Annotated in this window: 20 protein-coding genes; 13 read left to right on the top strand and 7 right to left on the bottom strand. The window is 72.1% G+C overall.

The annotated features are described in order from the left end of the window. Nucleotides 1-3: 3 nt before the first annotated feature. Nucleotides 4-867 (top strand): methyltransferase domain-containing protein, encoded by an 864-nt coding sequence (locus tag AB4Z14_RS04705; protein WP_442274183.1) that lies wholly within the window; start codon nucleotides 4-6, stop codon nucleotides 865-867. Nucleotides 868-894: 27 nt separating this feature from the next. Here the strand turns inward: AB4Z14_RS04705 and AB4Z14_RS04710 are convergent, their stop codons facing one another. Next, nucleotides 895-1,572, bottom strand: coding sequence for a DUF2461 domain-containing protein (locus AB4Z14_RS04710; RefSeq protein WP_442274184.1), 678 nt, complete (start codon nucleotides 1,570-1,572; stop codon nucleotides 895-897). A 113-nt stretch (nucleotides 1,573-1,685) separates the two neighbouring features. Here AB4Z14_RS04710 and efeU point away from each other — a divergent pair, with 113 nt between their 5' ends. From efeU to efeB, 3 genes are all read left to right on the top strand, one after another. Further along, entirely contained in the window at nucleotides 1,686-2,567 is an 882-nt protein-coding gene (efeU, locus tag AB4Z14_RS04715) for an iron uptake transporter permease EfeU (protein ID WP_442274185.1), read from the top strand. Nucleotides 2,568-2,635: 68 nt separating this feature from the next. Continuing rightward, nucleotides 2,636-3,817, top strand: a complete 1,182-nt coding sequence (efeO, locus tag AB4Z14_RS04720; protein ID WP_442274186.1) for an iron uptake system protein EfeO — start codon at nucleotides 2,636-2,638, stop codon at nucleotides 3,815-3,817. After that, nucleotides 3,814-5,109: an iron uptake transporter deferrochelatase/peroxidase subunit gene (efeB, locus tag AB4Z14_RS04725; protein ID WP_442274187.1), complete on the top strand. Its 1,296-nt coding sequence runs from the start codon at nucleotides 3,814-3,816 to the stop codon at nucleotides 5,107-5,109. Before efeO ends, efeB begins: the two co-directional genes overlap by 4 nt. A 122-nt stretch (nucleotides 5,110-5,231) precedes the next feature. Here the strand turns inward: efeB and AB4Z14_RS04730 are convergent, their stop codons facing one another. Next, a complete protein-coding gene (locus tag AB4Z14_RS04730) occupies nucleotides 5,232-6,341 on the bottom strand; it encodes a diacylglycerol/lipid kinase family protein (RefSeq protein WP_442274188.1) in 1,110 nt (369 codons plus the stop codon). Between the two features lie 80 nt (nucleotides 6,342-6,421). Here AB4Z14_RS04730 and AB4Z14_RS04735 point away from each other — a divergent pair, with 80 nt between their 5' ends. The 4 genes from AB4Z14_RS04735 (at nucleotide 6,422) to AB4Z14_RS04750 (ending at nucleotide 9,121) form a co-directional block, all read left to right on the top strand. Then, complete coding sequence (locus AB4Z14_RS04735; protein WP_442274189.1) at nucleotides 6,422-6,970, top strand: DinB family protein; 549 nt, start codon at nucleotides 6,422-6,424, stop codon at nucleotides 6,968-6,970. Next, nucleotides 6,967-8,022, top strand: a complete 1,056-nt coding sequence (locus AB4Z14_RS04740) for a Gfo/Idh/MocA family protein (RefSeq protein WP_442274190.1) — start codon at nucleotides 6,967-6,969, stop codon at nucleotides 8,020-8,022. Before AB4Z14_RS04735 ends, AB4Z14_RS04740 begins: the two co-directional genes overlap by 4 nt. 67 nt (nucleotides 8,023-8,089) lie before the next feature. Beyond that, nucleotides 8,090-8,587: a hypothetical protein gene (locus tag AB4Z14_RS04745; protein WP_442274191.1), complete on the top strand. Its 498-nt coding sequence runs from the start codon at nucleotides 8,090-8,092 to the stop codon at nucleotides 8,585-8,587. 81 nt (nucleotides 8,588-8,668) lie between these two features. Continuing rightward, a complete protein-coding gene (locus tag AB4Z14_RS04750; protein ID WP_442274192.1) occupies nucleotides 8,669-9,121 on the top strand; it encodes a DUF2500 domain-containing protein in 453 nt (150 codons plus the stop codon). Nucleotides 9,122-9,140: 19 nt separating this feature from the next. On the opposite strand, the gene AB4Z14_RS04755 is transcribed toward AB4Z14_RS04750, so the two are convergent. Both AB4Z14_RS04755 and zwf read right to left on the bottom strand, forming a co-directional pair. Continuing rightward, complete coding sequence (locus tag AB4Z14_RS04755; protein WP_442274193.1) at nucleotides 9,141-10,160, bottom strand: hypothetical protein; 1,020 nt, start codon at nucleotides 10,158-10,160, stop codon at nucleotides 9,141-9,143. A gap of 82 nt (nucleotides 10,161-10,242) precedes the next feature. Beyond that, nucleotides 10,243-11,676 carry a glucose-6-phosphate dehydrogenase gene (gene zwf / locus AB4Z14_RS04760; protein ID WP_442274194.1) on the bottom strand — a complete coding sequence of 478 codons (1,434 nt, stop codon included), beginning with the start codon at nucleotides 11,674-11,676 and terminating at the stop codon, nucleotides 10,243-10,245. An 84-nt stretch (nucleotides 11,677-11,760) separates the two neighbouring features. Between zwf and AB4Z14_RS04765 the strand changes: the two genes are divergently transcribed. Both AB4Z14_RS04765 and AB4Z14_RS04770 read left to right on the top strand, forming a co-directional pair. Then, nucleotides 11,761-12,837 carry a YhjD/YihY/BrkB family envelope integrity protein gene (locus tag AB4Z14_RS04765; protein ID WP_442274195.1) on the top strand — a complete coding sequence of 359 codons (1,077 nt, stop codon included), beginning with the start codon at nucleotides 11,761-11,763 and terminating at the stop codon, nucleotides 12,835-12,837. Nucleotides 12,838-12,864: 27 nt separating this feature from the next. Next, nucleotides 12,865-13,128, top strand: coding sequence for a GlsB/YeaQ/YmgE family stress response membrane protein (locus AB4Z14_RS04770; protein WP_056774754.1), 264 nt, complete (start codon nucleotides 12,865-12,867; stop codon nucleotides 13,126-13,128). 24 nt (nucleotides 13,129-13,152) lie between these two features. On the opposite strand, the gene AB4Z14_RS04775 is transcribed toward AB4Z14_RS04770, so the two are convergent. The 3 genes from AB4Z14_RS04775 to AB4Z14_RS04785 all read right to left on the bottom strand — a co-directional run bounded on the left by AB4Z14_RS04775 (nucleotide 13,153) and on the right by AB4Z14_RS04785 (nucleotide 17,002). Then, the gene (locus tag AB4Z14_RS04775; protein ID WP_442274196.1) at nucleotides 13,153-14,811 is read right to left on the bottom strand and encodes an ABC-F family ATP-binding cassette domain-containing protein; all 1,659 of its coding nucleotides are present in this window, start codon (nucleotides 14,809-14,811) and stop codon (nucleotides 13,153-13,155) included. Nucleotides 14,812-15,056: 245 nt separating this feature from the next. Further along, nucleotides 15,057-15,770, bottom strand: coding sequence for a response regulator (locus AB4Z14_RS04780; RefSeq protein ID WP_442274197.1), 714 nt, complete (start codon nucleotides 15,768-15,770; stop codon nucleotides 15,057-15,059). After that, nucleotides 15,767-17,002 (bottom strand): sensor histidine kinase, encoded by a 1,236-nt coding sequence (locus AB4Z14_RS04785; protein ID WP_442274198.1) that lies wholly within the window; start codon nucleotides 17,000-17,002, stop codon nucleotides 15,767-15,769. The genes AB4Z14_RS04780 and AB4Z14_RS04785 overlap by 4 nt, the downstream gene beginning before the upstream one ends. A 186-nt stretch (nucleotides 17,003-17,188) precedes the next feature. Here AB4Z14_RS04785 and AB4Z14_RS04790 point away from each other — a divergent pair, with 186 nt between their 5' ends. The 3 genes from AB4Z14_RS04790 (at nucleotide 17,189) to AB4Z14_RS04800 (ending at nucleotide 20,249) form a co-directional block, all read left to right on the top strand. Further along, entirely contained in the window at nucleotides 17,189-18,088 is a 900-nt protein-coding gene (locus tag AB4Z14_RS04790; protein WP_442274199.1) for an ABC transporter ATP-binding protein, read from the top strand. Next, nucleotides 18,085-18,933 carry an ABC transporter permease gene (locus tag AB4Z14_RS04795; RefSeq protein ID WP_442274200.1) on the top strand — a complete coding sequence of 283 codons (849 nt, stop codon included), beginning with the start codon at nucleotides 18,085-18,087 and terminating at the stop codon, nucleotides 18,931-18,933. Before AB4Z14_RS04790 ends, AB4Z14_RS04795 begins: the two co-directional genes overlap by 4 nt. A 176-nt stretch (nucleotides 18,934-19,109) precedes the next feature. Then, the gene (locus AB4Z14_RS04800) at nucleotides 19,110-20,249 is read left to right on the top strand and encodes a ScyD/ScyE family protein (RefSeq protein WP_442274201.1); all 1,140 of its coding nucleotides are present in this window, start codon (nucleotides 19,110-19,112) and stop codon (nucleotides 20,247-20,249) included. Nucleotides 20,250-20,333: the final 84 nt, after the last annotated feature.

The raw sequence follows: 20,333 nt of genomic DNA on the forward strand, positions 1-20,333 counted from the left end.
GCGGTGACCCCTCAGTCGGGTCCGACTCCTCCCGAGGAGCCGGGCGCCGCCCCGAACATGTTCACGCGGGAGCGGATCGGCGAGGGCGGCGCTGCCCGCGTCGCCACCCTCGTCGCGCTCCTCGACGCGCAGGAGCAGCAGCCGGCGGTCCGGCGCCTGCGGGCCTGGGCGTTCGAGGCCCTGGCGCCGGAGCCGGGGGAGTCGGTCGTCGACGTCGGGGCGGGGCTCGGCACGGAGCTGCGTCGCCTCGCCGAGGCCGTCGCACCGAACGGACGTGCGGTCGGTGTCGAGCCCAACCCCGGCCTGCGCGAGGAGGCGTCGCGGCGTGCGGCCCTGCTCGGGTCCGCCGCGACGTTCATCGACGGCGACGCCGCCGACCTGCCCTTCGCCGACGGTGCCGTGCACGTGCTGCGCTGCGAGCGCGTCTTCCAGCACCTCGCCGACCCGCAGGCTGCGGCCCACGAGCTCGCGCGGGTGCTCGCGCCCGGTGGACGCGCCGCCGTCCTCGACAGCGACTGGGGCACCGTCATCAGCCACCCCGGCGACCCCGACCTCGTGCGTCGCTACGCCGAGGCCAACTGGCGACGGATGCCCAACCCGTTCGCGGCGCGACACCTGCCGAACCAGCTCCGGGCCGCCGGGCTGCTCGTCGACCACGACATCGGCTCGGCCGCGCTGATCATGCCGCCGCGCGCGCTGCTCGGCAGCGGTGTGGTCCACCGGAACGCCGATGCCGCGGTGCAGGAGGGCGCGCTGACCCGCGAGGAGGCCGACCGGCTCCTGGCGGACGTCATGGCCGCGGCGCGGGCCGGCACGGCCTTCTTCTCCGTGACGATGTTCGGCGTCATCGGTCGCAAGGCCGGCTAGCCGGTTGCAGCAGGGAGACCGGGCACGTCACCGCCGGGCCGCGGGCTCCTCGGCGCCGACGTGCTCCTCGAGCCACGCCGTCAGCGGTCGCACGGCCCGCCACGTGTCCCGGACCTCCGTCAGCGTCCGCGTCGTCGACAGCCAGGCGGGCGCGCCGAAGTCGCGGGAGACCATCAGCTCCTTGTGACGAAGCGTCGCGATACGGGGGTGGTCGGCGGCATACCCCCTCGGGGTCGTCTTGACCTGCTCGCCCATCAGCTCGAAGTCCTTGCCGCGCAACGCCTCGAGGATGGTCTCGAGTCCGAGTCCACTGGACGGCGCGTCGACGGCTGCCCGGAAGCGGGCGGTCTGCGCCGGGCTCACCGCCCGGAAGCCGCCGCCCGCGCGCAGGCCGTCGGCGCTCACCTGCACGTAGTAGCCGAGCACCGTGCCGGAGCCCACGAGCGCGCCCTGGTGGGTCTTGTAGGGCGACTTGTCGGCGCTGAAGCGCACGTCGCGGTTGGGTCGGAAGAGCTTCGCCGGGCCGAACTCGTCCTCGAGACCGTCGAGCAGGGCGAGCATCGGCTCGCGCACGTCGCGCTCGTAGACGTCCTTGTGGGCGAGCCACCAGTCCCGTGAGTTCACGTCCTCGAGCTCGGCGTAGAAGGACAGGGCACCGGGAGGAAAGCCGGAAAAAGTCGGGGAGGCGGACTCAGGCGTGCTCATGTGGCGACTCTGACACCTGGGCCGGGTTGTTAGGCAAGGCTTACCTGTGCTTTCCTGAATTCCGTCACGTCGCCGTGGCGTAATTGCTGAGAACAACCTGAGAGAAGGCACCCGTGCTCGCGAGCAACGCGCTCATCGGACTCCGAGAAGGACTCGAGGCGGCCCTCGTGGTCGTCATCCTCGTGGCTTTCCTCGTCAAGACCGATCGCCGCTGGGCCCTGCGCCACGTCTGGACCGGGGTCGGTGTCGCCGTCGCCCTGTCGGTCGCCCTCGGAGCCCTGCTCACCTACGGCACGAAGCAGCTGACGTTCGAGGCCCAGGAGCTCATCGGTGGCAGCGCCTCGATCATCGCGGTCGTCTTCGTCACCTTCATGGTCTTCTGGATGAAGTCCGCCTCGCGGACCATCTCGGGCGAGCTCAAGGGCCGGCTCGACAAGGCGCTCGACATGGGACCGCTCGCGATCGCCCTCGTCGCCTTCCTCGGCGTCGGGCGTGAGGGACTCGAGACGGCGATCTTCTTCTACGCCACGACCGAGGCCGCCGGCCAGGGCAACAACCAGCCGCTCATCGGCTGGGTCATCGGTCTCGGCGGCGCCGTCGTCCTCGGCTGGCTCATCTACCGCGGCGCGGTCAAGATCAACCTCGCCACCTTCTTCCGCTACACCGGCATCCTCCTCGTCCTCGTCGCGGCCGGCATCCTTGCCTACGGCATCCACGACCTCCAGGAGGCCGGTTTCCTGCCCGGCCTGACGACGCTCGCCTTCGACGTCAGCGCGACCGTGGATCCGGGCAGCTGGTACGCCACGCTGCTCAAGGGCATCTTCAACTTCACGCCCGCGACCACCGTGCTCCAGGCCATCGCGTGGGTGCTCTACGTCGGCATCGTCCTGACCCTCTTCCTGCGCCCGGCTCGGCCGGCCGCCCCGGCCGCCCCGGCGCAGCGGGCCCCCAGCGCGACCCCGACGAGCGGCGCGCGTCCCACCGTCGCCGCCTGACCGTCTCGCGCCGACCGGCCCGGCCGGTCCGCTTCGCACTCACACCGACGCCCTCCAGGAGAACCACCATGCCCCGCCCTGCCCTGCGCCCCGCTGCCCGCGCCGTGCGCACCGCCGTGCCCGTCGCCCTGTCACTCGCAGCGGCCCTCGCCCTGACCGGCTGCGCCGACAAGCCGACCGCGACCGCTGGCTCGACCGCGGCCGGTGGCGGCGGCGGACCGATCACGGTCAACGCCACCGACACCGCGTGCGAGCTGAGCGCCACGACGGCCAAGGCCGGCACCGTGACCTTCCAGGTCACGAACTCGGGCAGCAAGGTCAACGAGTTCTACCTCTACGCCGAGGGTGACCGCATCGTCTCCGAGGTCGAGAACATCACGCCCGGCCTGAGCCGCGAGCTCAAGGTCGAGATCACCGAGCCCGGCACGTTCACGACGTCGTGCAAGCCAGGCATGGTCGGCGACGGCATCCGCGGCGCGTTCACCGTGACGGGCACCGCGGCGAAGGGCAGCGCCGACTCGAAGGTCGCCAAGGCGATCACCGACTACAAGGCCTTCGTCGCCTCCGAGGCCGACGAGTTCGTCGACGGCACCAAGGAGTTCGTCGCCGCGGTCAAGGCCGGTGACGTCGCGAAGGCCAAGTCGCTCTACGCCCAGGCGCGCCACCCGTGGGAGGCCATCGAGCCGGTCGCCGAGAGCTTCGGCGATCTCGACCCGAAGATCGACGGCCGTGAGGACGTCATCGCCGACGGGATGGCCTTCACCGGCTACCACCGCCTCGAGAAGGACCTCTGGAAGGACGGCCTCCAGAAGGACTCGGGCGCCGTCGCCGACCAGCTGCTCGCGGACGTCACCGAGATCGCCGCGAAGAGCAAGACCGTCGAGCCGACCGCCCTGTCGATCGCGGGTGGCGCCAAGGCCCTGCTCGACGAGGTCGCGACGGGCAAGATCACGGGCGAGGAGGAGCGCTACTCGCACACCGACCTCTGGGACTTCGACGGCAACCTCGAGGGCTCGCGCCAGGCGCTCGCCGTGCTGCGCCCCGTCATCGCCGAGCGCGACCCGGCCCTGCAGAAGGCCCTCGACGCCGACTTCACCGAGCTCTCGACCCTGCTCGCCAAGCACAAGACCGGTGCCGACTACACGAGCTACACCGCGCTGACCGAGGCCGACATCAAGGAGCTGACCGTCTCGCTCGACGCGCTCTCCGAGCAGGTGTCCAAGGTCCCCGGAGTCGTGGAGGCCAAGTGAGCGACGAAGGCCTCAGCCGCCGCCGGCTCCTCGGTGCCTCGGGCACGGCTGCCGTCGCCGGCGTCGTGGCCGGCGCCGGGACCGCGTACGCCGTGTCGCGCGGTGACGACGCCGGCGCGGCAGGTGCCCCGCCGTCCACCGCAGCGCCCGCGCTCGCGCTCGACGCGGCCATCCCGTTCCGCGGTGAGCACCAGGCCGGCATCGTCACTCCCGCGCAGGACCGCCTCCACTTCGTGGCGCTCGACGTCGTGACGAAGGACCGCGCGCAGCTGCGCCAGCTCCTCGAGGACTGGACCCGTGCGGCCGAGCGGATGACGGCCGGCGCCGAGGCAGCGCCCGGCGGGCTCGTCGGTGGCGGTCCCAACCGCGCACCCGAGGACACGGGCGAGGCCTACGGCCTGCCGGCGTCCGGGCTGACGATCACGATCGGCTACGGCCCCTCCCTCTTCGACGACCGGTTCGGCCTCGCGTCGAAGCGCCCGGCCGCGCTGCAGGACCTCCCGGCCTTCACCGGCGACCAGCTCGATCCGCGCCGCACGGGCGGGGACCTCTGCATCCAGGCGTGCGCCAACGACCCGCAGGTCGCGGTCCACGCCGTGCGCAACCTCGTGCGGCTCGGCTTCGGGGTCGTCGCGGTCCGCTGGTCCCAGCTCGGCTTCGGCCGCACGTCCTCGACGTCGACCGCGCAGGTCACGCCGCGCAACATGTTCGGCTTCAAGGACGGCACCAACAACGTCAAGGCGGAGGAGCCGGAGGGCCTCGCGCAGCACGTGTGGGTCGCACCTGACGACGAGACCGGCGGCGGTGCGTGGATGGCCGGCGGCTCCTACCTCGTCGCGCGCCGCATCCGGATGCACATCGAGGTCTGGGACCGGACGAGCCTGCAGGAGCAGGAGGACATCATCGGTCGTGACAAGAAGGAAGGGGCCCCGCTCGGCCGGGCGAAGGAGTTCGACGCGCTCGACTTCGCGAAGAAGGGCCCCGACGGCCAGCCGGCGATCCCCGTCCACGCGCACGTGCGCCTCGCCCACGAGAGCCAGCTCGGCGGCATACGCATCCTGCGGCGCGGCTACAACTTCACCGACGGCTCCGACGGCGTCGGCCACCTCGACGCGGGGCTCTTCTTCCTCGCATACATGCGCGACCCGGGCAGGCAGTTCGTCCCGATGCAGCGGGCGCTCGCCAAGGCGGACGTGCTCAACGAGTACATCGAGCACAACGGCTCGGCGGTCTTCGCGTGCCCACCCGGGCTGAAGGACGGGCAGCACTGGGGTCAGGGGCTCTTCGCCTGAGCGGCCCTGCCCGGACCCATCCCCTCCTCCCGCCCGAACGCTGCGTTCGGTCGCGAACTCAGTGTTCTAACAGCGCGTTCGCCACCGAGCGCTGCGTTCGATGCGGGGGGTGAGGGGGCGGCCTACTGGCTGACGCGCACCGTGAGGCAGCCGGGGCGCACGGTCGCACTGACCTCGGTGGCCTCGCCGATGACGTCACCGTCGATCTGGACCGGCACGGGCCGGTCGGTGCGCACACGGATCTCCTTGCACGCCTTGTGGTCCAGGGTCGGGTGACCCTTGCGCTGCCGGGTGGCGACCCGCGTCGCCACGGGCACCCAGCCGACGACCCCGCGCGGGGACGCGATGACGGCATCGAGCTGGCCGTCGTCGACGCGGGCGTTCGGCATGAGCACGAGGCCGCCGAGGAGGCGTCCGCAGTTGCCGATGACGACCATCCTTGCGCGACGGCGGAACTCGAGCTCGTCGTCGACCTTGACGGCGATCCGGAACTCCGGCGACACGAGGTGCTTGAGCCCCGAGACCATGTAGGCGGGCCAGCCGACCTTGGCCTTGAGGTTCTCGTTGGTGCCGGCCATGATCTGCGCGTCCATGCCGACACCGCTCATGACGAGGAAGTAGTGCGTCTCGGGGTCGACGGGCTCGTCGGCGTCCTCGCCCGCCTCGCCGCTCGCGGTCACGCCCAGGGCGAGCTCGCCGACGTCGATGCGCCGGTTGCGCCCCGTCAGCGCGACCGCAACGGCCGCCTCGAGGGCGACAGGCAGGTCGAGGTTGCGCGCGAGCAGGTTGCCGGTGCCGGCGGGGAGGATGCCGAGCGCCGTCTCGGTGCCGACGAGGGCGGTCGCGACGTTGCGCACGGTGCCGTCGCCACCGAGCGTGCACACGATGTCGACGCCGTCGCGGACGGCCTGCGCGGCCTGCCCCTGACCGGGGTCCTCGACGGTCGTCTCGTAGAAGTGCGGCTCGCCCCAGCCGTTCGCGCGGCACGAGGCGGCGATGCGCTCGCGCACCGCGGGCAGGTCGGTGAACTTCGTCGGGTTGATGACGATCCCGGCCCGCTTGAGCGGGGCCGGGCCCTCGTCACCGCTGCGGAAGTGGTCGCGCGGCGGGCGGGGACGGCGGCGCAAGGTCGCGGTCGCCTCAGGAGCGACGCGGGTCAGGACGACTCCTCCGATGACCAGCGCCAGCACGACGAGGCCGGCGACGATCCACGGCAGGTAGTCCTTGAGCACGAAGACATACGGTATCCCCCGCAGGGTGGACTCCCGAACTGCCGCTCGCCGGTGGGCGCCCCGGCCCTAGGCTGGGCGCCATGAGCGAGCCCCCCACCGACCCCGGGCCGTCGATGCCGGACGACGCGGACTGGACGTGGGTCCTGACGCGACCGTGCCCCGACTGCGGCTTCGACGTCGCGGCCGTCGAGCCCGCCGACGTTCCGGCGCTGCTCCGCGACGCGGGGCAGCGGTATGCCGCCGCGCTGGGTCGCGACGACGTGCGGGCCCGCCCGGCCGAGGGCGTCTGGTCGCCGCTCGAGTACACCTGCCACGTCCGCGACGTCTGCGACGTCATGCGGGGCCGGCTCGAGCAGATCCTCGCCGGAGGCGGCGAGGTCGTCCGCTTCGCCGACTGGGACCAGGACGAGACCGCCGTCGAGCAGCAGTACTGGCGCTCCGACCCCGACGTCGTGGCACGCGAGGTCCCGGCGGCGTTCGAGGCGGCGGCGACGGCATACGCCCTCCCGGCGGGTACGCAGTGGGAGTGGCCGGCCCTGCGCAGCAACGGCTCGGAGTTCACGGCCCGCACCCTCGCGCTCTACTTCACCCATGACATACGCCACCACCTCTGGGATGTGAACGCATGACCCTGCCCATCGACGTGCCCCTCCAGCTGCCCGAGCCACGCACGCCCGACCCGCACGACGCCCCCGCCATCCGGTGGGGCGTCCTCGCGCCCGGTGGCATCGCGCACGCCTTCGCCGACGCCGTGGCGGTCGGAACGTCGTCGTCGGTCGTCGCCGTCGGCTCGCGCAGCCGCGAGCGGGCGCAGGACTTCGCCGACGAGTTCGCGGTCCCGCGGGCCCACGGCTCCTACGAGGAGCTCGTCGCCGACCCGGAGGTGGACGCGATCTACGTCGCGTCGCCGCACTCCGAGCACCGCGACCACGCCCTGCTCGCGCTCGAGGCCGGCAAGCCGGTGCTCGTCGAGAAGGCCTTCACCCGCAGCGCCGCCGAGGCCCGCGAGGTGCTCGCCGCCGCCGACGCCCAGAACCTGCTCGTCGTCGAGGCGATGTGGAGCCGCTTCCTGCCGCACTACGACGTCGTGCGGCACGTCGTCGAGACCGGCCTCATCGGCGAGCTCGTCGCCGTGTTCGCCGACCACGGGCAGCGTCTCTACCCCGGCGGCCCGGCCCGCCTCTCGCAGCCCGAGCTCGCGGGTGGCGCCCTGCTCGACCTCGGCGTCTACCCCGTGTCGTTCGCCGACCTCGTGCTCGGCGCACCGTCGGCCGTCACGGCCACGGGCACGCTCACCGACCTCGGCGTCGACGCGACGACGACGATCACCGTCACCGGTGCCGGGGGAGGCCATGGCGTGCTCTCGTGCACGATGGCCGCGGTCACGCCGGTCACCGCGGTCGTCGCCGGCACCCTGGCTCGCCTCGAGCTGTCCGGCGCCTTCTACGGTCCGGGCTCGACGATCCGGCTCGTCGGCCCCGACAACGAGGTCATCGACGAGCGGCCCGGCGGCCTCACCGAGGACGTGCGCGGCTTCTCCTACGAGGCGGCCGAGTTCGCCCGCTGCCTCGTCGCCGGCCAGACCGAGTCACCGCTCATGCCGCACGCCACGACGCTGCGCGTCATGGAGACGATGGATGCCGTACGCCGTCAGGTCGGGGTCGTCTACCCCGGCGAGTGAGGTGGGCGCGGGCATCACCCGCAACAGGTGATGCCCGCCGACGTCGTCGGGACGAGGATCGAGTGCCATGACGACGACGACATCGCTCACGGCGGACCAGGCGGACCTCGTCCGCGAAACCGAGCCGGCCCGCCTCGCCGAGCTTTCCGAGGACGAGCTCATCGAGCTGCACCAGAGGGTGCGTCGGGCCCGCACCAAGCACGTCGGTCTCTACCGGCGTCAGGCCAGCGCGCGGGTCGCGGCCAAGGGGTCTCGCGGCGCGGCCCGACCGGCCAACCGGCTCAACGCCGACCGCGCCGAGGTCTTCGAGCTGGCTCTGGCACGGGTCAGCGCGAGGCTCGGCGTCGTCGCCCGAGCCGCGGCCGCCGACCTCAAGGCCGAGCGCCTCGCGGCGGCGCGTGAGGTCAGGGCCGGGACGGGTCCGGGATCGGTGGCCTCGACCGCCGGTGCCGCCTCGGTGCCGTCGGGCAAGCGGCGCGCGACGAAGACGACGGGCGGCCTGAAGCGGGACGCGTCGTCGCAGTCTCAGGGCGCCCGCCGACAGGCCAAGAAGGACGCTCGCTAGACCGAGCCCGACGGCGTGCAACCATTCGGGCCGGGGACGCAGTCATAGAGGATGACTCACCCGACCGACGACAGGGTTGCCATGCTCACCGAAGAGTTCATCCCGTTCGACCAGGCGATGTCCGGTCCGCCGCCGCTGTTCATGGCGTTCTTCGGCCTCGTCGCCATGATGGTCGTCGCGGGGTTCGCGTTCGTGATCATCAAGGGCGTCTCGCAGTGGCGGGCCAACGAGGCCAGCCCGCTGCGCAGCGTCGAGGCCCTCGTGGTGTCGCGTCGAGCCGACGTGCGCCGGCGTTCCGGGTCGCCGGGCCTCCCCGGCGCCGAGGCCGGCGCGCCGATGAGCGCCGGCACTCCCTCGACCGCGAGCACGACGTACTTCGTGACGTTCGAGGAGCCGTCCGGCGAGCGCCGTGAGCTGATGGTGTCCGGTCGGGACTTCGGCCAGCTGGCCGAGGGCGACCGCGGCCATCTCGTGCACCAGGGCACCCGCTACAAGGGATTCACCCGACAGACGGTCGTCGACGGTCCACGCTGAGGCATCACCGGCCGGGCGCTCAGGGCAGCTGCACGGAGCCCGTCGCGGTGACGAAGTCCTCGCCGACGAGCCGGGTGTCGAAGGTCAGGTCCACCCGCCCGTGCGTGTCGGCCGAGAGGGGAAAGCACAGGTGCAGTCCGCGCACGGGCGGGGCGTCGGCGCCCAGGACGAGGCTCATCCCGGGCTCGGCGACCGCCGCGGTGTTGCCGGCCGGGCTGGCCATCGCGCGCTGTGCCGCAACGCCGCCCACCGATCGCGACGGCGACTGGATCGTCCCGACGAGCTCGAGGACGAGCTGGTCGGAGGCCAGGGGCACATAGGTCACGTCGATCGGGTTCGGACCCGAGCACGCCGCCGTCAGGAGGCTGACGTCGCGCGACTCGAACCTGGCGCCCGTGTGGGCGTTGCTGATGACGACGGTCGCCGGGACGTCGCGCGGTCGGGTCGCGACGGCCGTCGCGTTGGCCTTCGGGTCGCCGAGGGCGAAGACGGCCTGGTGGTCGCCCTCGCCGCCGAGGACGAGCTGCGCCGCGGTCAGGTCGAAGTCGTCCGGCACCGAGGGGAAGCGCAGGGTGCTGGGCAGCGTCGTGCCGTGCGGGATGGTGTCGGAGGCGGTGTCCCACGCCGTCACGTGGTCGGGGGAGCCGACCGAGATCTCGGCTCTCGTGGCGCCGAGGTTGGTGTCGACGGACGACGTGTTCGTCAGCTTCGCCTGCACCTCGAGCAGCCGGGTCGTCTCGTCCAGGCGCGCGGAGACGAGCTCGATCTCGAAGCCGGACCACCACACGGGAGTGCCCGGCAGGAAGGCCACCTCGGTCGGGGAGCCTGACCCGGAGGCCGTCGACGGAGCAGAGGAGGTCAGCCCGTCAGCGGCGGCCGACGTCGCCGAGCCGACGGCAGCCGTGCCCGGTCCCGGCGCCGGGCCCGGGGTCGGCGTGCCGACCGAGCTCGCGCAGGCCGCGAGGAGGCCTGCGGCAGCGGTCGCGACAGCAGCGGTGGTCGCGGTGGTCGCGGCCCTGACCAGACGTGTGCGCACCATGGTGGCTCCATCGTTAGCGGGCCACCCCAGTGTGCTCGCGGGCTCCCGGCCCGCGCAGCCGAATTACGACCTCCTGGTGGGCTCAGGCGCCGGTCGTGTTGGGGTCGCGCCAGCGCCGCTCGAAGGGCAGGCGCCACGTGAAGGGTGCGACGAGCTGGTGGATCTGGTTGGGGCCCCACGTGCCCGGGTCATAGGGGCGCACGATCGGCGGGTTGTCGAGGAGCGGCTGGCTGATCTCCCAGAGGCGTTCGATGCCGTCGGCCGACGTGAAGAGGGTGCGGTCGCCGCGGGCGGCGTCGTAGATGAGCCGCTCGTAGGCCTCGAGCACCGCTCCGGCCCAGTCGGTCTCGCCCATGGAGAACTGCATCGAGAGCTTGTCGAGCTTCATCCCGGGCCCGGGACGCTTGCCGTAGAAGGAGAGCGACATGCGCGACCGGTCGGCGAGGTCGAAGGTCAGGTGGTCCGGGCCGTTGTCGCCGACGCCCGATCCGGCCGGGAACATCGAGCGCGGCGGCTCCTTGAAGGCGATCGAGATGATGCGCGCGCCCTCAGCGAGCCGCTTGCCGGTGCGCAGGTAGAAGGGCACCCCCGCCCAGCGCCAGTTGTCGACGAAGCACTTGAGCGCGACGAAGGTCTCGGTCTGGCTGTCGTGCCTGACGCCGGGGACGTCGCGATAGCCGACGTACTGCCCGCGCACGACGTCGTGCGGCTCGATCGGCGACATCGACCGGAAGACCTTGTTCTTCTCCTCGCTGATGGCGTGCGGCTCGAGCGCCGTCGGCGGCTCCATCGCGGTGAAGGCGAGCACCTGGAAGAGGTGCGTGACGACCATGTCGCGGTAGGCGCCGGTGCTCTCGTAGAAGTCCGCGCGCTGCGCGAGGCCGAGCGTCTCCGGGACGTCGATCTGGATGTGGTCGATGTGGTTGCGGTGCCAGATCGGCTCGAAGAGGCCGTTGGCGAAGCGGAAGGCGAGGATGTTCTGGGCCGCCTCCTTGCCGAGGAAGTGGTCGATGCGGAAGATCTGCTCCTCGTCGAAGACCTCGTGGAGCTCGGCGTTGAGCTTGCGGGCGCTCTCGAGGTCGGTGCCGAAGGGCTTCTCCATGATGATCCGGCTGCGTTCGACGAGACCGGCCTCGGCGAGCTGGTGCACGACGGCGAGGGCGGCCTTGGGTGGCACCGAGAGGTAGTGCAGCCGTCGTGCGTCGGGTCCGAGGATCGCCTCCGACTCGTCGACGGCGGCGCGGATCCCCTGCGGCCCGGCGCTGCCCGGCACCCAGTGGATCCGGTCGGCGAACTCGCGGAGGTCGTCGTCGCTCACGTTGTGGCTGCTGTGCTCTCGCACCGACGCGAGGACGAGGTCGAGGAACTCCTCGCGGCTCAGCTCGTCGAGCGAGGTCGCGACGATGCGCAGGCCCTCGAGGAGCTGGGACTCGTGCAGGTGCAGCATGCCCGGGAGCAGCTTGCGCCTGGCGAGGTCTCCGGTGGCGCCGAAGAGGACGACCGTGGTGGCTGGCATGGGTCCAGCGTGGCGCAGATCGGGCGCCAGCGGGAGGTGCGGTCCGGACCGGTCGGGCGAAGACCCACCACAGGGGCGCTCGCCGTGGGAACCTCAGCCATGGCACACGGCGCCGGGCACGACGCAGACCTGCCGGCCGACGGGGGCGCGGTGGAGCCCGCGTCAGGTCGTCTGGCGCGTCTGCGGTCGCGAGGCGAGGACACCGCGTCCCGGTATGCCCGGAAGTACATGGAGCTCTCGCGCCGCATTCCTGCGGCGAAGGTGCCGCTGGAGATGGCGGCCCTCTACGTCGCCCGCCAGGGCATGCTGCTCGCCAGCGCCGTCGCCTTCCGCACCTTCCTGTGGCTGCTCCCGCTCGCCCTGCTCGTGTCCGGGCTGGTGGCGGGACTCAGCCGCGCGATCCCCGGTGCGGCCGAGGACGCCGTCGCCGTCACGGGGGTGACGAGCACCCTGCGGCAACAGATCACCGTCGCCCTCGAGGAGTCCACGCGCTCCTGGTGGGTGGCCGTGCTCGTCGGTCTCTTCCTCTCGCTGTGGACGACGCGAACCCTGATGCGCAACCTCGTCATCGTCAACGCGCACGTGTGGGACGCCCGGGTGCCGCGACGCTCGCAGCGCGAGGTGCTGGGGGCGACGCTCGTCTTCGGGGCGGCCTGGCTGGGTATCTTCCTCGGTGCCGCGCTCGTCACGAGTCTCGACAACCTCCTGCCCGGCGGCATCCTGCTGTCCTTCGTCTGCCAGGCGGGGATCTCCGGTGCCGGGTGGGTGCTCATCACCCTCCACCTGCCCGACCGGCGCCGGTCCTGGCTGGACCTCGTGCCCGGCGGTCTGCTCTTCGGGGTGGGGCTCGCGACCCTCCACGTCATCAGCCGCGTCTACCTCCCGGCCCGGATCGAGCACTCGTCGGCGCTCTACGGCTCGCTGGGCGTCGCCGGTGCCGTGCTCGTCTGGCTCCTCGTCGCCGGTCAGCTCATCGTGGGCTGCGCCATCCTCAACCGGGTGTGGCTGCGCCACCAGGACCCGACGTTCGACCTGGACTTCGACGCCTCGTTGGACTTCTCGATCGAGCCGGCCATCGAGAGGGCCGCCGAACGGGCAACCGAACGGACCAGCGAACGGACCACCGAGAAGCCAGAGGATTCGGGCGACACCACGGTCTGAGGCGTCTCGTGCCTCTATGCTCGGCCCATGCTCATCATCGGCATGATCCTCTTCGGCATGCTCGTCGGCGCCGCCGCCCAGCTCATCCTGGGTCGCGAGGGCAAGAGCATCGACTGGACGATGGCCATCGTCGCGGGCCTCGTCGGCTCGTTCGTCGGTGGTCTCCTCGCGAGCCTCATCGCGGGCGACGGCCTCGCGCTGCGACCGAGCGGCATCATCGGCTCGATCGTCGGTGCCGTCGTCGTGACGGCCGTCTGGCGCTGGAGCCGCACTCGCAGCGTCACCCGCTGACCGAGCCTCTGGCCGCAGGGCCGGTCAGAGGGTCTCGACGCGGACGCGTCCGCGCGTGACGACCCACCGGTGGGTCAGGCGTATGCCGTCGAGCAGGCTCTCGTCGTGGCTCACGACGAGCACGGTCCCTCCGAAGGACGCCACGGCGGCCTCGAGCTGCTCGATGGCGTCGACGTCGAGGTGGTTCGTCGGCTCGTCGAGCACGAGGAGGTTGACCTCGCGACCCTGGAAGAGGGCCATGAGGGCGCGCGTCCGCTCACCCATCGACAGGCTCCGGGCCGGACGTGAGACGTGCTCGGACCCGAGCCCGAACTTCGCGAGGAGGGTGCGCACCTCCGCGACCGGCCACTCGCTCCCCGACCTCGGGTGGGTCCCGAGCTCGCGCCGCACGACCTCGAGCACCGAGGCGTCGTCGTCGAGCAGGTGCCGGCGCTGGTCGATGACGCCGACGGCCACACGCGTGCCCAGGCTCTGGCGGCCGGACGTGAGGGGCAGGTCACCCAGCAGGGCGCCGAGCAGCGTCGTCTTGCCCGAGCCGTTGTCGCCGACGAGCGCGATACGGTCGCCGCGGCCGACGACGAGGCTGACCGGGCCGAGCCGGAAGCCGTGCCGCTCGACGACCGCGTCGGACAAGGTGGCCACGACGTCGGCGGAGGGCCGGCCTTCGGTGATCGCGTAGCGCAGCTGCCACTCCTTGCGTGGTTGCTCCACCGCGTCGAGTCGATCGGCGGCCCGCTCGAGGCGGCCGCCCTTCGCCGCCTGACGGTCGGCCCGGGCCTTGTGCTTCTCGCGGATGTGCTTGTCGGGCTCCTTGCCGAGCGCGACGTTGCGCCGCCCCCGGTCGGCCCAGTCGTGCCGCTGCCGGGACTGCGCGAGCAGCGAGTCCCGCTCGGCGGCATACCCCTCGTACGCCTCCCACGCGTGGGCGCGGGCGAGCTCGCGCTGCGCGACGAAGCTGCTCCAGCCGCCGGTGTAGTGGCCGATGCGCTGCTGCTTGACGTCGAGCTCGACGACGCCGGTGGCGACCGCGTCGAGGAAGGTGCGGTCGTGGCTGGCGACGAGGATCGGGCCCTCGTGCGCGGCGACGAAGTCGGCCATGAGGGTGAGCCCGCGGGCGTCGAGGTCGTTCGTCGGCTCGTCGAGGAGCAGCACGTCGTACTGGCTGAGCAGCACGGCGACGAGGCAGGCCCGCGCGGCCTGCCCGCCGGACAGGGTGCCGAGGGGACGGTCGGACGCGACGTCGAGCCCCACGCGGGCGGCCACCTCGGGCAGCCGCTCGTCGAGGTCGGCGGCCCCGAGCGCGAGCCAGCGTTCGAGGGCGGCGGCGTAGCGGTCCTCGCTGCCCTCGTCGCCGGCAGCGATCGCGGCGGACGCGGCCTCGAGCTCGGTGTCGGCGGCCGTGACGCCGGTGCGTCGACGGGCATACGTCAGGAGGGTCTCCGACGGGTCGGGCACGACCTGCGGGAGCCAGCCGACCGTCGCGTCGCACGGGGCGAGACGGATCGAGCCGGCCTCGATCGGCAGCTCGCCGACGATGGTGCGCATGAGCGTCGACTTGCCCGACCCGTTGGGGCCGACGACGGCGAGCACGTCACCGTCGGCGAGGGTCAGGTCGAGACCGGAGAAGAGGGTGCGTGCCCCGAAGGCGACGTCGAGTCCGGAGATGGTGACGGAGGAAGACATGGGGGTCCTTGATGGTCGGCAGGGCCCCGCGGGTGACGTCAGACGGTCGTCGTCAGGTCAGCGGCGGGCGGGCTCGAGGCATCAGGAGATCCACACGGGAGAGAAGGTATGCGGCGCCCAGGGCTCGCGTCCAGCCCTTTTCCGCCGCGCTCGGGCAACCTCGACCCCGCCCAGGCGGAGTTGTGGCGGTCTGGCGGGCTTCCGGGGCGGGCGAGGTCCGCCCGGGCAGAGTTGTCGCGCCGGGCTCAGGGGAGGGCGGCGTCGTGGACGACGATGGCGATCTGGACGCGGTTGTCGGCGCCGAGCTTGTCGAGGACGCGCGACACGTGGGCCTTGACGGTCGGCACGGAGAGGTAGAGCTCGCGCGAGATGTCGGCGTTGGACAGTCCGCGGCCGATGGCGAGGGCCACCTCGCGCTCGCGGTCGGTGAGGGTCGCCAGGCGGGCCTCGGCGTCGGCCCGTCGCCGGTCGCCCGCGTCCGCCACGGCTCCTCCGCCGGTCGCGACATGGGCCATGAGGGTCGCGGTGACGCTCGGCGACAGGATCGGCTCGCCGGCGGAGACGAGGCGCACCGCCTCGACGAGCCGTCGCGGCTCGGTGTCCTTGAGCAGGAAGCCGTGCGCGCCGGCCCGCAGCGCCTGCACGACCATGTCGTCGGCGTCGAAGGTCGTCAGGACGATGACCTTGAGGTCGTCGCCGCGCGCACCGCGGACGGCACGGGCGCCTTCGGACAGCAGCGCTCTCGTCGTCTCGAGGCCGTCCCGGCGCGGCATCCGGATGTCCATGAGGACGACGTCGGGCCGGTGCTCGTCGACGACGCGTTCACCCTCGATGCCGTCACCCGCCTCCGCGACGACGTCGAGGTCGGGTGCCCCACCGAGGATCATCCTCAGCCCGGCACGCACGAGCGCGTCGTCGTCGACGATCACGACGCGCGTACGCCTTGGGTCCCCGGTCATCGCGACCACGGTAGCCGGGCCGTGAGGACGAAGTCGCCCGCGCGGTCGGGACCGTAGGTCAGCTCGCCCCCGGCGAGGACGGCCCGCTCCGTGAGCCCGAGCAGCCCCAGCCCGGCTCCCACCGTGACGTCCTGGCGTATGCCGTCCGCTGCCTCCCCGCCTCCGCGCGGGACTGGGTTGCGCACCGTCACCCGCACCGCCTCGTCGTCGAGGCCGCCCTCCGGGGCGGTGGCCACGGTGACCCGGACGGCCGCGCCCGGGGCGTGCTTGCGGGCGTTCGTCAGGCCCTCCTGCACGATTCGGTACGCGCCGCGCGACACCTGCTCGGGCACGCGCTCGAGGTCACCCGACCGGTCGAGCCGGACCGTCGTGCCGCCGGAGCGTGCCTCGGCGACGAGCGCCTCGAGGTCGGCGAGCGTCGGCTGCGGCGGCTGGGGCGTGCCGTCGAGGGAAGCCCCCGAGCCGGGCACGTCGCGGAGCACGCCGAGCACGGCCCGCAGCTCGGTCAGGGCCTGGTTGGCGCTCTCGCGGACCACCTCGGCCGTCTCGGAGACCTGCTCGGGCGTGAGGTCGGTGCGGTAGGCGAGGGCGCCGGAGTGCATGGCCACCAGGGAGATCCGGTGTGCGAGGACGTCGTGCATCTCGCGCGCGATCCGGGCGCGCTCGGCCACCTGCGCCTGGACGACGCGCATCGCCTGCTCGCGCTCGGCGGTCAGGGCCCGTTCGTGGAGCGAGGCGACGAAGGCGCGGCGCTCGCCGATGGCCCAGCCGATCGCGACGCTGACGGCATAGCTGAGCAGGCCGATGATGACGTTCGGCAGGGTGACGACCTGGTCCTCGGTCGGGTAGACCATCGAGTGCGACCAGCCCGCCACCATCCACGGCACGAGGACGACCGCGATCTCGCGCCAGTGGCGGCGCGTCGACAGGGACACGAGCGCCACGACGGACGCGCCGATCGCCACGGAGGAGATCCCGGAGAGGGCCGCCGTGACGACGGCGACGGCGAGCGGCCAGCGGCGGCGCCAGAGCAGCAGCGTCGTCGAGCCGAGCCCGATCGCGAGGTCGACGAGGAGCCAGTCCTTGCCGAACGTCGGCTCCACGTGGCGTTGGTCGAGCTGCGCCTGCACGGCGCCCCAGAGAGCGAGCCCGAAGAGGAAGGCGACCCCGAGCCGCCACGTCTCACCCCACACGTGGCCCCGTCGGGTGCGGGCGATCCGGGGCAGCGGCACCCGGCCAGCGTAGGCGCCGACCGGGCGCGACGGCATCCGACCAAGGTCTCGTCCGCGACCGCCGACCGGGTCCGACCCTGAGCACGGACCCTGACTCCGGTCAGGGTCGGGTGCGACCTAGGTAGGGGTCGGAATCAGGCTTGTGACGGATGTGCGACCACCGCTTCTCCCGGGAGGGTGGAGCCCATGATCACAGTGGAACGACTCACCAAGCGCTACGGCCCGTTCACGGCCGTCGACGACGTCTCCTTCGACGTCAAGCCGGGCCTCGTCACCGGCTTCCTCGGCCCCAACGGCGCCGGCAAGACGACCGCGATGCGCGTCATGGCCGGCTTGACGCCCGCCACGTCAGGACGGACCACGGTGCTCGGCAAGCCGTATGCCGCCCTGCCGAACCCCGGCCGCCACGTCGGCCTCCTGCTCGACGCCTCCGCGCAGCACGCCGGCCGCACCGGCCGCGAGGTCCTGACGCTCGGCGCCATCCTCATGGGTGTCGGCAAGCACCGCGTCGACGAGATGGTCGAGCTGGTCGGCCTCACCGAGAAGGAGGCGAACCGCCGGGTGCGCAACTACTCCCTCGGCATGCGCCAGCGGCTCGGCATCGCCCACGCTCTGCTCGGTGACCCCGAGGTGCTCATCCTCGACGAGCCGGCCAACGGGCTCGACCCCGCCGGGATCCGCTGGATGCGTGACCTCCTGCGCGGTTACGCCAACGAGGGCGGCACGGTGCTGCTCAGCTCGCACCTGCTCAACGAGATCGAGCGCGTCGCCGACGAGATCATCGTCATCGGCCACGGCACGATCGTCGCTCAGGGCACCAAGGACGAGCTGCTCGCCGGGGCCGGTACCTACACCCGCTCCACCGACGACGACGCCCTCCTGGCCGCGCTCGCCGAGGCCTCGATCGTCGCCCAGCGCACCCCGACGGGCGGCCTGCAGGTCGAGGCCGAGCCGATCGCCGTCGGCCGCGTCGCCGTTGCCCACCAGATCGTCCTGACCGAGCTGCGCGGCGCCGACAGCCGGGGCCTCGAGGAGATGTTCCTCGACCTCACGGCCGACGCCGCCCGAGAGGAGGTGGCGGCATGACCGCCACGACCACGACGACGCCCACCGCGGCTCCCGTCTCCAAGAACGCCGAGTCGGCCCTGCCGACCCACGCCAAGGTGCCGAGCCGCATCGCCGGCCCGCGTCCCACGACCGGGGTGCCCTTCGGCCGTCTCGTCCACGTCGAGCTGCGCAAGATGCTCGACACCCGCGCGGGCCGCTGGCTCCTCATCGGCATCGGCGCCATCATCGCGATCGCGCTGACGATCATGTTCTTCAACGAGGGCGGCCAGCACGCCTTCGGCGAGTACCTCCAGGCCACGACGATGCCGATGGCGCTCATCCTCCCGGTCGTCGGCATCCTCGCCGTGACGTCCGAGTGGAGCCAGCGCACCGGCCTCGTCACCTTCGGTCTCGAACCGCGCCGCATGCGCATCGCGTGGGCCAAGCTCCTCTCGGCCCTCTTCGTCGGTGTCTGCGCCTTCGCCCTGTCGCTCGTGCTGGCCGCCCTGGCCCACCAGGCCGCGATCACCTTCCGCGGCATCACCGGCGACTGGTCCACGGACGCGCTCGTGCTCCTCGGCGCCGGCGGCTACGTGCTGCTCGGCATCGCCCAGGGTGTCGGTTTCGGCATGCTCTTCAAGAACACGCCCGCTGCGGTCGTCGTCTTCTTCGTCCTGCCGACCGCGTGGTCGATCCTCGGCTCGATGGTCTCGTGGCTGGGCGATGCCGCGACCTGGCTCGACATGAACCAGACGATGCAGCCGCTCTTCGAGGGATCGCTGACCGGTGCCCAGTGGGCCCACCTCGCCACCTCGGTCGCCGTCTGGGTCGTCGCGCCCCTCGCTGTCGGCATCTGGCGCCTGACCCGCGCCGAGGTGAAGTAGCCGAGGTCAAGTGGCCGAGGTCAAGTGGCCGGGGTCAGATAACGGCATCAACCCCCGCATGTGGTCGGTCGGATTCCCAAACGGGACATGTCCGCCCACTTGCGGGGAACCCTTGGCCGGGTCATGGCGCAGGTCCTACCGTGGCTGGGTCAGGGGATGACCGAACAGGGATGTACATGATCAAGAAATCGCTCATTCGTCGCCTTGTCGGAGTCGGTGTAGTGGCTGTGACCGCCAGCACTGCTGGGGTCACTTCCCTTGCTGCGCAAGCAAGTTCAGCACCGTCTCACCAACCGAAGGTCATCGCCTCCGGCCTCAACAGTCCTCGCCAGCTCGCCTTCAGCCCGAGTGGCTCTCTCTACGTCGCGGAGGCCGGCACCACCGGCAACACCGCCTGCCGTCCCAGCCCCCTGGACCCGGACGGGGGCGCCCAGGCCTGCGTCGGCCTGACCGGATCGGTCGCCCGCATAGGTGCTGAGGGATACGTCAAGAGGGTCGTGACCGGGCTCCCGTCCGTCGGGTCGCCGGCTGATGCGCTCGGCCCGGCCGACCTCGTCTTCACCGGGAAGGACACCTTCGCGCTCACCACGGGCCTGGGTGGCTCTCCGGAGTATCGGACCAGCTTCGGACCCCAGGGCCGTGACCTCGGCAAGTTGCTGAAGGTCGAGCTCAAGGGCTACGGCAAGGCGCGCGTGACGACGATCGCCGACCTCGCGGGCTTCGAGCAGCGCAAGAACCCCGATGGCACCGACATCGACAGCGACCCGACAGGTCTGGCGCGGGCCGGAAGGGGCTTCGTCTACACCGACTCCGGTGGCAACTCCGTGAACGCGGTCCGCAGGCACGTCTGGAACGTGGCCGTGCTCCCGCCCGTGCTGACCACCGTGGCGTCCCCTGCCGGCCCGCCGGCGGGTTTCCCCGCCGACGCGGTGCCGACGGATATCGTCAAGGGACCGGACGGGGCCTGGTACGTCTCGCAGCTCGTCGGCTTCCCGTTCGAGAAGGGGTCGGCAGCCATCTGGCGCATCAAGCCGGGCCACGCGCCCACGAAGTGGGCCACCGGCCTGACCAACGTCACGTCGCTCGCGTTCGACAAGAAGGGCCACCTGTACGCCGTGGAGATCGCGTCGAACGGGCTCGCATCCCCGCCGCCGATCGGCGCGCTGGTGCGTGTCAGGCCGCACTCGACGTCCCCGACGGTCGTCGCCGGCGGCCTCTTCATGCCGTACGGCCTCGCGCTGCGCGGTGACCACGCATACGTGACCACGCACGCGACCGACGCAGGCGGCGGACAGGTGGTGAGGATCCACCTCTGACCCCGAAGCGGACTTTCGACGGTCACCACGCGACCAAGGGTGCCGTGTGCCTGACGGGGGCACACGGCATACCTCGGCGTGTTG

The organism is Terrabacter sp. 2TAF16 (genome assembly GCF_052115065.1).
Taxonomy (GTDB): Bacteria; Actinomycetota; Actinomycetes; order Actinomycetales; family Dermatophilaceae; genus Terrabacter.